This is a genomic window from Streptomyces sp. AC512_CC834, from assembly GCF_019049325.1.
Taxonomy (GTDB): Bacteria; Actinomycetota; Actinomycetes; order Streptomycetales; family Streptomycetaceae; genus Streptomyces.
Genome location: NZ_JAGMUO010000060.1, coordinates 84,876 through 100,411 on the forward strand (window position 1 = coordinate 84,876; position 15,536 = coordinate 100,411).

The 15,536-nt window shown below is 71.4% G+C and carries 15 protein-coding genes; 6 read left to right on the plus strand and 9 right to left on the minus strand.

The window, feature by feature from the left end; translation table 11 throughout:
* Positions 1-7 precede the first annotated feature (7 nt).
* Positions 8-1,525 carry a glycoside hydrolase family 3 protein gene (locus KUM40_RS21190; RefSeq protein WP_217167595.1) on the plus strand — a complete coding sequence of 506 codons (1,518 nt, stop codon included), beginning with the start codon at positions 8-10 and terminating at the stop codon, positions 1,523-1,525.
* A 241-nt stretch (positions 1,526-1,766) separates the two neighbouring features.
* Here KUM40_RS21190 and nagB read toward each other — a convergent pair whose 3' ends face one another.
* Positions 1,767-2,552 (minus strand): glucosamine-6-phosphate deaminase, encoded by a 786-nt coding sequence (gene nagB / locus KUM40_RS21195; RefSeq protein WP_217167596.1) that lies wholly within the window; start codon positions 2,550-2,552, stop codon positions 1,767-1,769.
* Between the two features lie 146 nt (positions 2,553-2,698).
* Positions 2,699-3,451, minus strand: coding sequence for an SDR family oxidoreductase (locus tag KUM40_RS21200; protein ID WP_217167597.1), 753 nt, complete (start codon positions 3,449-3,451; stop codon positions 2,699-2,701).
* Between the two features lie 96 nt (positions 3,452-3,547).
* Here KUM40_RS21200 and KUM40_RS21205 point away from each other — a divergent pair, with 96 nt between their 5' ends.
* Both KUM40_RS21205 and KUM40_RS21210 read left to right on the plus strand, forming a co-directional pair.
* The gene (locus tag KUM40_RS21205; RefSeq protein ID WP_217167598.1) at positions 3,548-4,219 is read left to right on the plus strand and encodes a TetR/AcrR family transcriptional regulator; all 672 of its coding nucleotides are present in this window, start codon (positions 3,548-3,550) and stop codon (positions 4,217-4,219) included.
* Between the two features lie 427 nt (positions 4,220-4,646).
* The gene (locus tag KUM40_RS21210; RefSeq protein ID WP_217167599.1) at positions 4,647-6,122 is read left to right on the plus strand and encodes a sensor histidine kinase; all 1,476 of its coding nucleotides are present in this window, start codon (positions 4,647-4,649) and stop codon (positions 6,120-6,122) included.
* 169 nt (positions 6,123-6,291) lie between these two features.
* On the opposite strand, the gene KUM40_RS21215 is transcribed toward KUM40_RS21210, so the two are convergent.
* Both KUM40_RS21215 and KUM40_RS21220 read right to left on the minus strand, forming a co-directional pair.
* Positions 6,292-6,549, minus strand: coding sequence for a WhiB family transcriptional regulator (locus KUM40_RS21215; RefSeq protein WP_003973730.1), 258 nt, complete (start codon positions 6,547-6,549; stop codon positions 6,292-6,294).
* Positions 6,550-6,869: 320 nt separating this feature from the next.
* On the minus strand, positions 6,870-7,838 hold the full coding sequence (locus KUM40_RS21220; protein ID WP_217167600.1) for a diacylglycerol kinase family protein: 969 nt from the start codon (positions 7,836-7,838) through the stop codon (positions 6,870-6,872).
* 127 nt (positions 7,839-7,965) lie between these two features.
* On the opposite strand from KUM40_RS21220, the gene KUM40_RS21225 reads away from it, so the two are divergent.
* On the plus strand, positions 7,966-8,439 hold the full coding sequence (locus tag KUM40_RS21225; protein WP_217167601.1) for a hypothetical protein: 474 nt from the start codon (positions 7,966-7,968) through the stop codon (positions 8,437-8,439).
* Positions 8,440-8,485: 46 nt separating this feature from the next.
* Here KUM40_RS21225 and KUM40_RS21230 read toward each other — a convergent pair whose 3' ends face one another.
* From KUM40_RS21230 to KUM40_RS21240, 3 genes are all read right to left on the minus strand, one after another.
* Positions 8,486-9,550, minus strand: coding sequence for an RNA polymerase sigma factor SigF (locus KUM40_RS21230; protein ID WP_217167602.1), 1,065 nt, complete (start codon positions 9,548-9,550; stop codon positions 8,486-8,488).
* Between the two features lie 17 nt (positions 9,551-9,567).
* Positions 9,568-9,981: an anti-sigma regulatory factor gene (locus tag KUM40_RS21235; protein ID WP_217167603.1), complete on the minus strand. Its 414-nt coding sequence runs from the start codon at positions 9,979-9,981 to the stop codon at positions 9,568-9,570.
* Between the two features lie 250 nt (positions 9,982-10,231).
* Positions 10,232-10,492: a UBP-type zinc finger domain-containing protein gene (locus KUM40_RS21240; RefSeq protein WP_217167604.1), complete on the minus strand. Its 261-nt coding sequence runs from the start codon at positions 10,490-10,492 to the stop codon at positions 10,232-10,234.
* Between the two features lie 61 nt (positions 10,493-10,553).
* On the opposite strand from KUM40_RS21240, the gene KUM40_RS21245 reads away from it, so the two are divergent.
* Positions 10,554-12,146, plus strand: a complete 1,593-nt coding sequence (locus KUM40_RS21245) for a Na+/H+ antiporter (RefSeq protein ID WP_217167605.1) — start codon at positions 10,554-10,556, stop codon at positions 12,144-12,146.
* 63 nt (positions 12,147-12,209) lie between these two features.
* Here the strand turns inward: KUM40_RS21245 and KUM40_RS21250 are convergent, their stop codons facing one another.
* Together KUM40_RS21250 and KUM40_RS21255 are read right to left on the minus strand one after the other, a co-directional pair.
* The gene (locus KUM40_RS21250; protein ID WP_217167606.1) at positions 12,210-13,154 is read right to left on the minus strand and encodes a pyridoxal-phosphate dependent enzyme; all 945 of its coding nucleotides are present in this window, start codon (positions 13,152-13,154) and stop codon (positions 12,210-12,212) included.
* A 36-nt stretch (positions 13,155-13,190) separates the two neighbouring features.
* On the minus strand, positions 13,191-13,769 hold the full coding sequence (locus KUM40_RS21255; RefSeq protein WP_217167673.1) for an N-acetylmuramoyl-L-alanine amidase: 579 nt from the start codon (positions 13,767-13,769) through the stop codon (positions 13,191-13,193).
* A 328-nt stretch (positions 13,770-14,097) separates the two neighbouring features.
* Between KUM40_RS21255 and KUM40_RS21260 the strand changes: the two genes are divergently transcribed.
* The gene (locus KUM40_RS21260; protein WP_217167607.1) at positions 14,098-15,504 is read left to right on the plus strand and encodes a family 2B encapsulin nanocompartment shell protein; all 1,407 of its coding nucleotides are present in this window, start codon (positions 14,098-14,100) and stop codon (positions 15,502-15,504) included.
* The last annotated feature ends 32 nt before the right edge of the window (positions 15,505-15,536 follow it).

The window sequence follows — 15,536 nt, forward strand, 5'->3', positions numbered from 1 at the left end:
GCCACCCATGACGACCATCGCCAGGGCCACCGACACCCTCACGCGTGACGCGCTCACCGTCCTCCAGCCCGGCTTCACCGGCACCACCGCCCCCGACTGGCTGCTGCGCCGGCTCGGCGAGGGACTGGCGTCCGTCGCCCTGTTCGGGCGCAACGTCACCTCGCCCGAGCAGGTGGCGGCCCTGACCGCGCAACTGCGCGCCGAGCGCGAGGACGTGCTGGTCGCGATCGACGAGGAGGGCGGCGACGTCACCCGGCTCGAGGTGCGCACCGGCTCCTCCTTCCCCGGCAACCACGCCCTGGGCGCCGTGGACGACGTCGGCCTCACCCGGGCAGTGGCCGCGGAACTGGGCCGCCGGCTCGCCGCCGCGGGCGTCAACTTCAACTGGGGCCCGTCCGCCGACGTGAACTCCAACCCGGACAACCCGGTCATCGGCGTGCGCTCGTTCGGCGCCGGCACCGACCTGGTCGCCCGGCACACCGCCGCCTACGTCACCGGCATGCAGTCCGCGGGCGTGGCCACCTGCACCAAGCACTTCCCGGGCCACGGCGACACGGGCATCGACTCCCACCACGCCGTGCCGCTCATCGACGTGGACGCCGACGTGCTGGCCGCCCGCGACCTCGTCCCGTTCCGCGCGGCCATCGCGGCCGGCAGCCGCGCGGTGATGAGCGCCCACATCCTGGCCCCGGCCCTGGACCCGGACCACCCGGCAACGTTGTCCCGACGCATCCTGACCGACCTGCTCAGGGGCGAGCTGGGCTACGACGGGCTCATCGTCACCGACGGCATCGAGATGAAGGCCATCGCCGGCACCTACGGCATCGAACGCGGCACCGTCCTGGCCATCGCGGCCGGTGCCGACGCGATCTGCGTGGGCGGCGGGCTGTCCGACGAGGGCACCGTACGGCGGCTGAGCGACGCGCTGGTCGAGGCCGTCCGCGCGGGCGACCTGCCCGAGGAGCGCCTGGCCGACGCGGCGGAACGGGTCCGGGCCCTGGCCCGCTGGACCGCGGCGCACCCGCAAGGCCGACAGGACGGGCAGGACCGGCAGGACACCCGGGCCGAGGACACCGTCGACGGCGACGTGGGCCTGCGCGCGGCCCGCCGCGCCCTGCGCGTCACCGTCGCCGAGGAGTTCACCCCGCTCACCGACCCGCCGTACGTCGCCGCCCTCACCCCGGTGGCGAACATCGCGGTCGGCGACGAGACCCCCTGGGGCATCGCCGCCGAACTCTTCCGCCTACTCCCGGGCACCGAGACCGGCAGCTTCAGCGGACCCGACGCCGGGAACGAGGCGCTGGCCGCGGCGGGCCCACGCCGGATCGTCGCCGTCGTCCGCGACGAGCACCGCCACCCCTGGATGGCGGCGGCCCTCGACGTCCTGCTGGCGGCCCGACCCGACACGATCGTCGTCGAGATGGGCGTCCCGCGCGCCGAGCCCCGCGGCGCCGTCCACCTGGCCACCCACGGCGCGGCCCGCGTCTGCGGCCGAGCGGCGGCCGAGGCCATCGCGGGCGCCTGACGAACAACACCCCGACGACACACCGAAGGCGCCGGTCCCACAGCGGGGTCGGCGCCTTCGGCGTGGGCGGGCAGGTGCAGGGGCCGTCGCGCACGGCCGGGCCGCCGGTTGGGCACGAGGGCTGGTGCCCGTACGGCAAAGGCGCCGGGTCCGCGTGACGGGTCCGGCGCCTTCGCGCGTGTCTGTCCGGGCCCGGGGACGGCCCGGGGTCCCGACGGCCCTGGGTCCCGAACGGGACGGGTCAGATCCCCTGCCAGTCCGGCTTGTGGGCGTAGGTGTGCCGGAAGTACTCGGCGAGCTTCAGCTTGGAGGCGGCCGCCTCGTCGACGACGACCGTGGCGTGCGGGTGCAACTGCAGCGCGGAGGCCGGGCACACGGCCGCGACCGGACCCTCGACGCTCGCGGCGACCGCGTCCGCCTTGCCCTCGCCGGTGGCGAGCAGCACCACGTGCCGGGCCTCCAGGATGGTGCCGATGCCCTGCGTGATCACGTGGTGCGGCACCTGCTCGATGTCGCCGTCGAAGAAGCGCGCGTTGTCGACGCGGGTCTGCTCGATCAGCGTCTTGATCCGCGTCCGCGAGGCCAGCGAGGAGCACGGCTCGTTGAAGCCGATGTGACCGTCGGTGCCGATGCCCAGTAGCTGGAGGTCGACCCCGCCGGCTCCGCCGAGCGCCCGGTCGTAGGCCTCGCACGCGCCCTGCACGTCCGCGGCCGTCCCGTCGGGGCCCGTGAACGCGTCCATGTCGATTCCCAGCGGTTCGAGCACCTCGCGCCGCAGCACGGAGCGGTAGGACTCCGGATGTTCCGCGGGCAGCCCCACGTACTCGTCGAGCTGGGCGATCCGTGCCCGCGCGGTGTCCACGGCACCCGAGCGCACCTTGGCCGCCAGCGCCTCGTACACGGGCAGCGGCGTGGAGCCGGTGGCCACCCCGAGCAGGGCGTCGGGCTTGCGCCGGAGCAACTGTGCCATGGCCTCGGCTATGAGTTCGCCGCCCGCCTTGGCATCGGGAACGATGACAACTTCCACGCTGGCCTGCCGTTTCGAAGAGAGGACTCACCCGGGGCCCGGGACTGGCTATGTGGTTTAGACCAATCTAACAGAGCAGGGCCCCGCGGGCGCGGCGAAACGGTCAGGCGAATGGGGGGCACGGCGCCGGTGTCACGCCGGCGGTGTCACGTCAGTGAACCTCCCGTCGCGTCCACCCAGCTTCCCGTGACCCACCGGCCCCCGTGCGAGGCGAGGAACGCGACCACGTCGGCCACTTCGGCCGGCGCCCCCACCCCGCCCAGCGCGGAGAACCCCGCCGCCCGGTCCCAGCCGTCCGCGCTCCCGTGCAGCATCGCGGCCGTGTTGTCCGTGTCGATGATGCCGGGTGCCACCGAGTTCACCGTGATGCCGCGGGCGCCCAGCACCTTGGAGAGGTCGCGCGAGAACACGTCCAGCGCGCCCTTCGTCATCGCGTACGCCATCTTGTCCGGCATGACCGCCGTGCGGGCCAGTCCCGAGGAGATGTTGATGACCCGGCCGCCGTCGCGCAGTCGCCCCAAGCCGTGCTTGAGGATGAAGAACGGCGCCTTCACATTGACCGTGAAGACCGCGTCGTACTCTTCCTCCCCCATCTCGCCGATGGGGCGTGTGCTGCCGATCCCGGCGTTGTTCACCAGGATGTCCAGCCCGTCGGCGTGCCTGTCGAACTCCTCCCACAGTGTCTCCGCGGCCCCGGGGGCGCGGAGGTCCGCCCCGATCGTGAACGCCGAGCCGCCCGCGGCCTCGATCGCGGCGGCCGTCTCCTTCGCCGCCGCCTCGTTCCTCCCGTAGTGCACGGCGACCCGTGCGCCGTCGCGTCCGAGCCGCTCGGCGATCCCTCGCCCGATGCCCCTGCTCGCCCCCGTGACGAGTGCCGTCCTGCCCGCAAGCACGCCCATCCCGACGCCCCTTTCGAAATCGCTAGTGGTCGCTACAGAAATGACCGTACAGCAGTCCCGCGACATTTCTCTAGTGCCCCCTATAAAATGCACTCCATGGTGAGCGGCGAGAAGAGCGATCAGAAGAGTGGTGGGGTGAACGAACGGTCCGCCGCGGCGCCCGCTCGTGGCGGCGCGGGCCGGACCCGGGGCCGCCCGCGGTCCTTCGACCGGGCGACGGCACTGGAGGCGGCGCTGCTGGCCTTCTGGGAGCACGGCTACGAGGCCACGTCCGTCTCGGACCTGACACGGGTCATGGACATCGGCGCCCCGAGCCTCTATGCCGCCTTCGGGGACAAGCGCTCGCTCTTCGAGGAGGTCGTCCAGGAGTACGGCGTGCGGTACGGCGCCTTCGGCGATCGGGCCCTCGCCGAGGAGCCGACCGCGCGCGCGGGTATAGAGAGGATGCTGCGCGAGGCCGCCGCCGAGTACACGGCCCCCGGCCGGCCGCACGGCTGCCTCGTGATCCACGCGGCCGCCAACTGCTCGACCGCCGAGGTCGCGGAGTCCCTGCGGGAGCGGCGCAACGCCAACATCGCCGCGATCGAGAGCCGGATCGGAACCGACGTGGCCGAGGGCGTACTGCCGCCGGACACCGACGCCGCCGGCCTCGCCCGGTGCGCCGGCGCGGTGATCCAGGGCATGTCCCAGCAGGCGCGCGACGGCGCGAGCCGGACGGAGCTGGAGGCACTCGCGGAAATCGCCCTGGCGCTCTGGCCCCGCGTGTGAGCCAACAGGGTTAGGCTGCTGGCGGCCGCCTCGACGTCCGTGGGGCCGCCAGAAGCCACCAGCAACAAACACCGTCCACCGCATGGACACGGTTAGTGGTCTAGTCCAGAATGGTCACTGAGGCACTGATCGCGTCGGTGACGCAAAGTGACCGTCAGGCTTCCGTCCTCCCCGCACAGGAGGGCGGACCGAGGAACCGGAGCTCTCTGCCCTGACTGCCCCGGCTCCTCATCCTTCGGCCGACCGGGACCGCACACCCCACGGCCGATGTTGCTCCGGGCTGCGGTGCCGGGAGGGCTGAGGGTCCCTCTCAGGCGCCGCGGCCCGCGGGTGTTTCCGGGGGCCGGTCGGGCCGTTTCGGGGCGGGGGAGCGGTGCAGACTGGCTGGTTTCGATCGCTGTCCGTACCGCCAGGTACGCTCAGCCCCGTGCCCTCCATGAACGAACTCGTACGCCAGCACACCGCGCTCGACGACTCCGACCTCGAGTGGCTCCATCTGCTGGTCTCGGAGTGGCAGCTTCTGTCCGACCTCTCCTTCGCCGACCTGGTCCTGTGGGTGCCCACCCGCGACGGCGCGCGGTATGTCTCCGTCGCCCAGATGCGGCCCAACACCGGCCCCACCTCGTACCAGGACGACATGGTCGGCCACCTCGTCCCGCGCGGCCGGCGCCCCATGCTGGACGTCGCCCTGGACGAGGGCCGGATCGTGCGCGAGGGCGACCCCGAGTGGCGCGAGGAGGTCCCGGTCCGCGTCGAGTCCATCCCGGTACGGCGCCAGGGCCGCGTCCTGGGAGTCATCGCCCGCAACACGAACCTGCTCACCGTGCGTACACCGAGCCGCCTGGAGCTGACCTACCTGCAGAGCGCCTCGGACCTCGCCCAGATGATCGCGGCCGGCGCCTTCCCGTTCGAGAACCAGCAGGTCGACATGGACGCCTCGCCCCGCGTCGGCGACGGCCTGATCCGCCTCGACGCCGACGGCACCGTCCAGTACGCCTCCCCGAACGCCCTGTCGGCCTACCACCGCATGGGCCTCGCCGCCGACCTGGTGGGCCACCACCTGGGCCGGACCACCGCGGAACTCGCCCCCTCCCGGGGCCCGGTGGACGAGGCACTCGCCAAGGTGGCCAGCGGCTGGGCGCCGCGCGAGTTCGAGATCGAGGCGCACGACGGAGTGATCCAGTTCCGTGCGATCCCCCTCAAGCCCAAGGGCACGCGCATCGGTTCACTGGTGCTCCTGCGTGACGTCACGGAACTGCGCCGGCGCGAGCGCGAGTTGATCACCAAGGACGCCACCATCCGGGAGATCCACCACCGGGTGAAGAACAACCTCCAGACGGTGGCGGCCCTGTTGCGCCTGCAGGCCCGGCGCATCGAGTCCGACCGGGGCCGCGAGGCGCTGGAAGAGGCCGTGCGCCGGGTCGGCTCGATCGCGATCGTGCACGAGACGCTCTCCCAGAACCTGGACGAGCGTGTGGAGTTCGACGAGATCGCCGACCGCGTGCTGGCGATGGTGGCGGAGATCTCGCCGGGCAAGGTCACCGGCCGGCGCACCGGCCGCTTCGGCATCCTCGACGCCGAGGTGGCGACGCCGCTGTCGATGGTGCTGACCGAGGTACTGCAGAACGCCCTGGAGCACGGATTCCGGGACGGCGACACCGGCACGGTCGAGGTCTCGGCGGTCCGTGGCGGGACGACCAAGGAGGCCCGGCTCCTGGTCACCGTCCAGGACGACGGCGTCGGTCTGCCGCCGCACTTCGACCCGCACCGGTCCGGCAACCTCGGCCTGCAGATCGTCCGCACCCTGGTGGAGGGCGAGTTGGGCGGCACCTTCGACATGGTCCCGGCCCCGGAGCGCGGTTGCCGGGTGATCCTCGACATCCCGGTGCCCGCGGCGAAGTAGCCCGTCCCCGGACAGCAAAAAGCCCCGGACCGGTGAAGGTCCGAGGCCAGTGCTCGTGCGATGCATCGTCCGATGCGCATCGGGGGTACTGCGCGCTGCGGCTCGGGAGCGGGGGTTGCGTACTCGCTGTACGCGCCGCCAAGCTGAGGCTGTCAGTAGGGGTGGGTTGTCAGGCGGAGGCCTGACGAGCCCGGTTGCGGGCGGCACGGCGCTTCATTGCGCGGCGCTCGTCCTCGCTGAGACCACCCCAGACGCCGGAGTCCTGGCCGGACTCGAGCGCCCACTGCAGGCACTGCTCCATGACAGGGCAGCGACGGCAGACGGCCTTGGCTTCCTCGATCTGCAGCAGCGCGGGACCGGTGTTGCCGATGGGGAAGAAGAGCTCGGGGTCTTCCTCGCGGCAAACGGCGCGGTGACGCCAGTCCATGGCTGCTACCTCTCCTTGGTATTACATGCTGGGATGCTTGTGAATGTGAACGCTTTCACGAATCCCTCAACAAGGGAAGGGCCTAGCGCCAGGTTCCCTGGCGTGGTCCTGTGGTTTGAAGAGGGGTTCCGGTGATCTGTGGATGCCGGTCCTGCGGGCTGTCCCGATCGCCAAGAAGAGACTCGCAAACCTCGGCGGCGGATACAACCCCTTCCGGAAAGTTTTTTTTGATTCTTCGGTGTCGACTACATCACAGCCGTACTTCCATGGGGTGGACCCTGGCCTAAACGTTCGAGTGAAAGGACTTTCGCCCTTTCTGCTCACACAATCACACGCAGTGCACGGCGTACGCCTGTGAACGTCACGCTGGTCCGCAGCCCCAGGTGGTCACCGTCCATCTGGAGGGGCAGAGGCACCTTCGAATGCAAGGTGAACTCGGTCAGATCGTGCAGGGAGACCGCGTGCCGGCCCCGCGGTCCGCGCTCGGGGGACGAAGTGAGCAACTGGGTGCCATACCGGGCAACCGCGGCCGTCGACAGCCTGCTGAGTCCGAATACGTCGAGCGCGGTGTCGAACGAGGCCTCGGGCGACGCGTAGATCGGGCGGTTGCCGAGAAACGTCCAGGGACACGTGTTCGAGACTATGGACAGCACCAGATCCGTGATCGGGTCCTCGCCCGCACGCTCCAGGGTGATCGTCCCGCTGCGGCGGTGCGGCTCGCCGATGAGCTGGCGCACCACCTGGCGGACGTACAGGGCGTGGGTCGACTTCTTGCCGCGCTCGCGGTGCTGCTCGACCCGGCCGACCACGCCGGCGTCGAATCCCAGTCCGGCGTTGAAGGTGAACCAGCGGGCCGGAACCCCTTCGTCCTCCGAGCCCGGCGTACCCGAGGCCAGGCCGAGTCCGACGGTCCGCTCGCTGCCCTCGCGCAGCGCGTCCAGCAGGGCGCCGGTGGCCTCCACCGCGTGGTTGGGCAGACCGAGGGCACGGGCGAAGACGTTGGTGGAACCTCCGGGGACCACCGCGAGTCCGGGCAGGTGCTCCGGGTCGGGGCCCGCGTGCAGCAGACCGTTGACGACCTCGTTCACCGTGCCGTCGCCGCCGAGGGCCACCACCAGGTCGATGTCGTCGCTCTGCGCGGCCTGCCGGCCGAGGTCGCGCGCGTGGCCGCGGTACCCGGTGGTGACCGCCTCCAGCTTCATCTCGCTCGCGAGCGCGTGGATGAGCACGTCGCGTGTACGCGCACTCGTGGTGGTTGCCGCCGGATTGACCACGAGAAGTGCACGCATGGTTTGCAGGGTACCTACTGGGTGGTATTCGGCCCAGACCGAGGTGGAGATCGCCCCCGGCACCCGGCGCGCGTGATACGCCCGACACCCTGGTGGGCGCCGGTGCGCCGACGGCTACCCTGCAGGGGTGAGCAGTGAGCAGACCCCCACCCCCGAGGCCGCCGAAGCCACCGAATCCGCCGGATCCACCGAAGAGACGGGCCCTCGTCCCGGCCGGCTGACCGCCGCCGCCGCGCTCGCCGCGCTGGAAGGGCTGGCGCTCGTCGTCGGCGGCGCCTGGATGCTGGTGGGGGGCCTCACCGGCCACCCCGACGACCGGACCTCGGCCGTCACCGGCGGCGTCACGCTGATCGTTCTCGCCCTGCTGCCGCTGCTCGCCGCCCGCGGACTGCTCGCCCGACGGGGCTGGAGCAGGGGGCCCGCCGTGATCACGCAGATCATGGCGCTGCCCGTGGCCTTCAACATGGTGCGGGCCGACAGCCTGGCCGTTCCGACCGGCATCGTGCTCGGTGTCGTGGCCGTGACGGCACTGGCGTTGCTCGTCAACCCCGCGACCACCCATGCCCTCGGCATTCGGGGGCCCGGCAACGCCGGGAAATAGCCGACGGGCGACCGCTGCCCGGCACTGTGGGTCACCGGACCGGCGGCTACTCCTCGACCAGCAGCTTCTCCCGCAGTTGCGCCAGGGTGCGGGCCAGCAGCCGTGACACGTGCATCTGCGAGATGCCGACCTCCTGCGCGATCTGCGACTGGGTCATGTTGCCGAAGAAGCGCAGCAGCAGGATCCGCTTCTCCCGCGGCGGCAGGTCCTCAAGGAGCGGCTTGAGCGACTCCCGGTACTCGACGCCCTCCAGGGCCTCGTCCTCGGCGCCGAGGGTGTCGGCGACCGCCGGGGACTCGTCGTCCGTGTCCGGGACGTCCAGCGACAGCGTGGAGTACGCGTTGGCCGACTCCAGGCCCTCGAGGACCTCCTCCTCCGAGATCGCCAGCTTCTCGGCCAGCTCGTGGACCGTGGGGGAGCGGCCGTGCAACTGGGAGAGCTCCGCCGTGGCCGTCGTCAGGGCCAGCCGCAGCTCCTGGAGCCGGCGCGGGACGCGCACCGCCCAGCCCTTGTCCCGGAAGTGCCGCTTGATCTCGCCGACGACCGTGGGGGTCGCGTACGTGGAGAACTCCACCCCGCGGTCCGGGTCGAAACGGTCGACCGACTTGATCAGCCCGATGGTGGCGACCTGGGTGAGGTCGTCCAGGGGCTCCCCGCGGTTGCGGAAGCGGCGCGCGAGGTGCTCGACGAGCGGCAGGTGCATGCGGACCAGCCGATTGCGCAGCTCCGCGTACTCCGGGCTCTCCTTCGTCAGCGTGCGCAGTTCGGCGAACAGGAGGCGTGCCCCACTGCGGTCCTGCGGGTCGTGCCGTGTGCCCTGCGTGCCCCGTGCACCCGGCGCGTGGCCCTCGGAGTGTCGCTCGTGCTCGCTCATCGTCCCGCCCGTTGCCCTTTCCCGAGCCCTCGCCTCCGCTCGGCCGGGCCGGACGGGGGTGTCCCCGCCCTGCTGCCCGTCGCCCGGGACGACGGCCTCGGGCGAGGCCTCGTCCTCCGGATGCGGCCGGGCCTGCTCGGGGATGCCGTCGATGCCGTCCGCCATGCGTCGCGCCTCGTCAGGAGAGCGTGTGCCCTCGGCCGGCAGCTCCCGTGTGCCGTGCTCTTCGTCCCGCACCGGCCCGTCCCCGTCCCTCACGTCGGCCCGGGTCCCGCGCCGCGCTGTTTGTAGAGGCTGATCGAAACGGTTTTGTCCTCGTCCACGGCGGAGGAGACCTTGCCCGCGAGGGCGGAGAGCACCGTCCAGGCGAAGGTGTCCCGCGCGGGGGCGTGGCCGTCCGTGGTCGGCGCCGAGACGGTGACCTCGAGCGAGTCGTCGACGAGGCGGAAGACACAACTGAGCACCGAGCCGGGCACGGCCTGCTGAAGCAGGATCGCGCAGGCCTCGTCGACTGCGATGCGCAGGTCCTCGATCTCGTCGAGGGTGAAGTCCAAACGGGCTGCGAGGCCGGCCGTCGCCGTACGCAGCACCGACAGGTAGGCACCCGCGGCCGGCAGCCGGACTTCGACGAAGTCCTGGGTCGCGGGCTCGCCTGCGATCTGGGACACCCTCACCTCCAAGGTGGTACAAGCATTACAGGGCCGAGGGTCGCCCCTCGGGGTAACGCGATACGTGGTTCAGCGGTGACGTTATCGCGCTCCGAACTTTCCTGTCCCCGAGACCCCAACCCCGTGCTGTCACTCATAGTAAACACACGAACACGCACAGTGGCTAGGGGGTCGGCGGGCTCAAATCGGAAGAGCGCGCGCCGGGTTGACGTACCCAGACGTCAGACGGTCGAACCGTCCCGGGCAGAGGTCACACGAGGACATGATCGACGAAGCACCAGCGCCAGCTCTCCCCGGGCTCGAAGGTGCGCATCACCGGATGACCGGTCTCCTTGTGATGCGCTGTCGCGTGCTGTCCCGGCGAGGAGTCGCAGCAGCCGACGTGACCGCAGACGAGACACAGCCTTAGCTGCACCGGGTCCGTGCCCCCGGCCAGACACTCCGGACAGGTCTCGCCGCACGGCTCGGGTTCCGGGTGCGGCAGCGCGTCGGCGTGCGTGCACTGTTTCATGATTGCCAGGTTACGACGGCTGTGCGGATGACCGCGCGGAAAACGAGGGCGGGCGAGGACGATGGACGTGATGCCGCTGCTGTTGCTGGTGGCGGGCAGTGCCGCGGTCGCCGCGGCGGGACGGCGCGTGCCGGTGCCGGTCCCGCTGCTGCTGGTCGCGGTGGGCCTGGTGGTGAGCTATCTCCCCGGCGTGCCCGACTACACCCTCGACCCGCACATCGTGCTGCCGCTGCTGCTGCCCCCGCTGCTGTACACGGCCGCCTCCGACAGCTCCTACCTGGACCTGCGGGCGCAGACCCGCCCGGTGGCGCTGCTGTCCGTGGGCTACGTGCTCTTCGCCACCTTCATCGTCGGCTGCGCCGCGTACCTCATCGTGCCGGGTCTGCCGCTGACCGCGGCCCTGGTGCTCGGCGCGGTGGTCGCGCCCCCGGACGCCGTCGCCGCCACCGCGGTCGCACGCCGCGTGGGGCTGCCCTCCCGGATCACCACGATCCTCCAGGGCGAGTCCCTGGTGAACGACGCCACCGCGATCACCGCGTTCAAGGTGGCGCTCGCCGCGGCCGTCGGCGAGGGCGCGACCTGGGCCGGCGGGATCGGCGAGTTCCTGATCGCGGCGGTGGGCGGCGTCGGCGTCGGGCTGGTGCTGATGGTGCCGCTCCACTGGCTGCGCACCCACCTGAGAGAGGCACTGCTGCAGAACACGCTCTCCCTGCTGATCCCGTTCGTCGCCTACGCGGTCGCCGAGCAGGTGTACGCCTCCGGGGTGCTCGCGGTGGTCGTCGTCGCGCTCTACCTCGGCCACCGCGCGTGGGAGGTCGATTTCGCCACCCGGCTCCAGGAGGAGGCGGTGTGGAAGATGGTCGCGTTCGTCCTGGAGTCGGCCGTGTTCGCCCTCATCGGACTCCAGTTGCCCGTCGTCCTCAAGGGACTGGGGGAGTACGAGGGTGTCGAGGCCGCCCGGTACGCCCTCGCCCTCTTCCTGGTCGTCGCCGTGACGAGGTTCGTGTGGGTGTACCCGGCGACCTTCCTGCCCCGGCTGTCGGCACGCGTCCGCGCGCGCGAGGGCGACCTCTCCTGGAAGGGGCCGTTCGTGATCGGCTGGGCCGGGATGCGGGGCGTGGTCTCACTGGCCATCGCCTTCTCCATCCCGCTCACCGTGCACGGCGGTGCGCCCTTTCCCGAGCGCAACCTCATCCTGTTCCTCACCTTCACCACGGTCATCGGCACGCTGGTCGTCCAGGGCGTCAGCCTGCCGCCGCTGATCCGCCTGCTGAAGTTCCCCGCGCACGACGTACAGGCCGAGACGCTGGCGGAGGCCAACGCCCAGGCGCAGGCCTCGCGGGCGGCGGAGCAGCGCCTGGACGACCTGCTCACCGACGAGCGCAACGCCCTGCCGGGTCCGCTCGCCGACCGCCTCCGCACGGTCCTGGAGCGCCGCCGCAACGCCGTGTGGGAACGGCTCGGGCAGGTCAATCCCGTCACCGGCGAGACCGTCGACGACACCTACCGGCGGCTCTCCCGGGAGATGATCAGCGCCGAGCGCGACGTCTTCGTCCGGCTGCGGGACGGCCGCTACATCGACGACGAGATGCTCCGGACGCTGCTGCGCCGACTGGACCTGGAGGAGGCGGCGGCGTACCGGGAGACGACGTGAGCGGGGCGCGCGTGCGCACGTCGCGGCGGCGGCCCCGTTCCGCCCGACGACCGGTCTTCCCGTTCAGGGAAACGGCCGGCCGGTGACGACCGCCGCCAGGGTGGTCCCGCGCGGGAAGGCGCCCTCCTGGGCGAGAGCGAGCAGGGCGTACAGCATCTTGGCGACGTAGACGCGCTCCACGGGCAGGCCGTGGCGGCGTTCGAAGTCCTCGGCGAAGGCGTCAAGGCGGGGGCCGGTCCGGGCGTAGCCGCCGAAGTGGAAGCGGTCGTCGAGGCTCCAGGTGCCGCGCGGCCCGCCGAACGCACGCTCCTGGAGCCGCCGTATGTCCGCGCTGAGGAAGCCGCCCTTGAGCACGGGTATCCCGAGCGTCCGCCGCCCCCGGGGCAGTCCGGCGGCCAGCCCGGCGAGCGTGCCACCGGTCCCGCAGGCGAGGGCGGCCACGTCGGCGTGCTCGCCCAGCTCCTCGCCCAGGGCACGGCAGCCGCGGACGGCCTCCGCGTTGCTGCCGCCCTCGGGGACGACGACCGCCTCCCCGGCGTCCACCGCGCGCAGGAGGGCGGCCAGGGTCTCCGGCTCGGCCTTGCGGCGATACGTCGAGCGGTCGACGAAGTGGAGCCGCATGCCGTCGGCGGCGCACCGGGCCAGAGAGGGGTTGAGCGGCAGGCCGGCCAGTTCCTGACCGCGCACCACGCCCACCGTGGACAGCCCGAGCAGGCGGCCGGCGGCGGCCGTGGCCCGCAGGTGGTTGGAGTAGGCGCCGCCGAACGTGACGACGGTACGGGCGCCGACCGTGGCGAGATTCGGCGCGAGTTTGCGCCATTTGTTGCCGACCAGCGCGGGGTGGATCAGGTCGTCCCGCTTGAGCAGCAACCGGACACCGTGCCGCTCGAACCGTCCGTCGACCACCTCCTGCAAGGGCGAGGGCAGACGGGGCCGCAGGTCGGCGAGATCAGCGGGACCAGCGGGATCAGCGAGGTCGGCTAGGTCGCGGGGGTCGGTGGCGGTCACCCCGCCATTGTCACGCCGCCACCCGCAGCGGCCACGTCACTTCAGCCGGTCCCGGATCCGCTCGCGCATCGACGCCATCGTGAACCCCCGCGGATCGACCTTCCCCGGCTGCCATTCCAGGTGCCCGATGACCGACCGTTCGTTCCACCCGTGGTGGCGGCACACCGCGGCGGAGACCCGCTCGATCGCCTCGAGCTGGGCCGCCGGCCAGGGATCGTCGCCGTCGCCCAGGTTCTCGCACTCGAAGCCGTAGAAGTGCCGGTTGCCGTCGGTGTTCGCCTCGTTGTCCCGGGGCAGCGCCTTCTCGGCGATCACCGCGCGCAGGACGTCGTCGTCGCCGAGCCCGGCGTGGTTGGCCCTGCCGTACCCGACCAGATGGACCTTGCCGTCCTTGGTGATGACCCCGTGGCACAGAGGGCCCGGCAGACCCTCGTAGCCCTTGCGGCAGATCTCCACGGTCCGCGCGCTGCCCTTGGTCACCGTGTGGTGGATCATCACACCGTGCACGGGACCCCAGGCGCCCTTGTGGTTGCGGTTGTGGTCCCGCCAGTCGCCGACCTCGACGACGGTGACGCCCTCGGCCTTCAGGGCCTTGAGGAAACTGCTCGCGGACATGGGTGAGGCCACGGTCGGCTCCTTCACGCTGCGCGACGGCCGCCGGACGCGACCGCCTCGTACGGTGCTTGTACCGAAACGGAGCGCCGTCCATTACTTGTTCGGTCCGTGTGCGATCCGTTTCGGACAATCTCATCCCGGTCGACTGCCCCGACCAGGGCCGGACAAGTCGCCGAGACGCCGAACAAGCCCCCATATCTGCCCCGCCCGCACGTGATCCATTCCCGCTCTTTCGTGTAATAGCACCGGCACGCTCCGTGAGGAAAGCTGGTCCACGCACATCGATGCCGGGCGCAATCGTCCGGCATGACCGGGAGGGCAATTCCTTATGTCGGTAGGCGAAGAGGTCCGCACCGAGCAGACCAGGCCGCAGCAGAGCCTCGGCACGGCGGCCGCGCGGAACCTGGCCACCACCACCAAGTCGGTTCCCCAGATGCAGGAGATCAGCTCGCGCTGGCTGCTGCGCTCGCTCCCCTGGATGGACGTCCAGGGCGGCACGTACCGGGTGAACCGGCGTCTGACCTTCGCCGTCGGCGACGGCCGCGTGACGTTCGTGAAGACCGGCGACCGCGTCGAGGTCATCCCCGCGGAGCTGGGCGAGCTGCCGGCCCTGCGGTCGTACGAGGACGACGAGGTCCTCTCGGAGCTCGCGCAACGCTGTGAGCAGCGTGAGTACGGCCCCGGGGAGGTCATCGCCTCGTTCGGCGGCCGGGCCGACGAGGTCCACCTGCTGGCGCACGGCAAGGTCGAGAAGATCGGCACCGGTCCGTACGGCGACGACGCGGTGCTCGGCGTCCTCGCCGACGGCGCGTACTTCGGCGACCAGGCGCTGCTCGACGGGGACGCCATCTGGGAGTACACCGCCCGCGCGGTCACCGCCTGCACGGTGCTCGTGCTGCCCCGCCAGGAGGTGGAGCAGGTCGCGGAGCGCGCGGAGTCCCTGCGCGCGCACCTGGAGGAGCGGCGCTCGCTCCCGGAGCAGGACACCAACAAGCACGGCGAGAAGGCGATCGACCTCGCGGCCGGCCACAGCGGCGAGCCGGACATCCCGCACACCTTCGTCGACTACGAGGCCCGGCCCCGTGAGTACGAACTGAGCGTCGCCCAGACCGTGCTGCGCATCCACTCGCGCGTGGCCGACCTGTACAACCAGCCGATGAACCAGACCGAGCAGCAGATCCGGCTGACGGTCGAGGCACTGAAGGAGCGTCAGGAGCACGAGCTCGTCAACAACCGCGAGTTCGGCCTGCTGCACAACTGCGAGTACGACCAGCGCATCCAGCCCCACGACGGAGTGCCGGGACCGGACGACCTGGACGAACTGCTGAGCCGCCGGCGCGGCACCAAGCTGCTCCTCGCCCACCCCCGCGCCATCGCCGCGATCGGCCGCGAGCTGAACAAGCGCGGACTCGTCCCCGAGACGATCGACATCGCCGGCAACCGCATCCCGACCTGGCGCGGGGTGCCCATCTACCCCTGCAACAAGATCCCGGTCACCGACGCCCGTACGACCTCGATCATCGCGATGCGTACCGGCGAGCAGGACCAGGGCGTCATCGGGCTGCGGGCCACCGGTATCCCCGACGAGATCGAGCCGAGTCTGTCGGTGCGCTTCATGGGCATCAACGAACAGGCCGTCATCAAGTACCTGGTCACGGCCTACTACTCGGCCGCGGTCCTCGTACCGGACGCGCTCGGCGTCCTGGAGAACGTCGAGATCGGCCGCTGGCGGTGACGCCAGTCTCCCGAACGTCGTGTTCCCGCCCT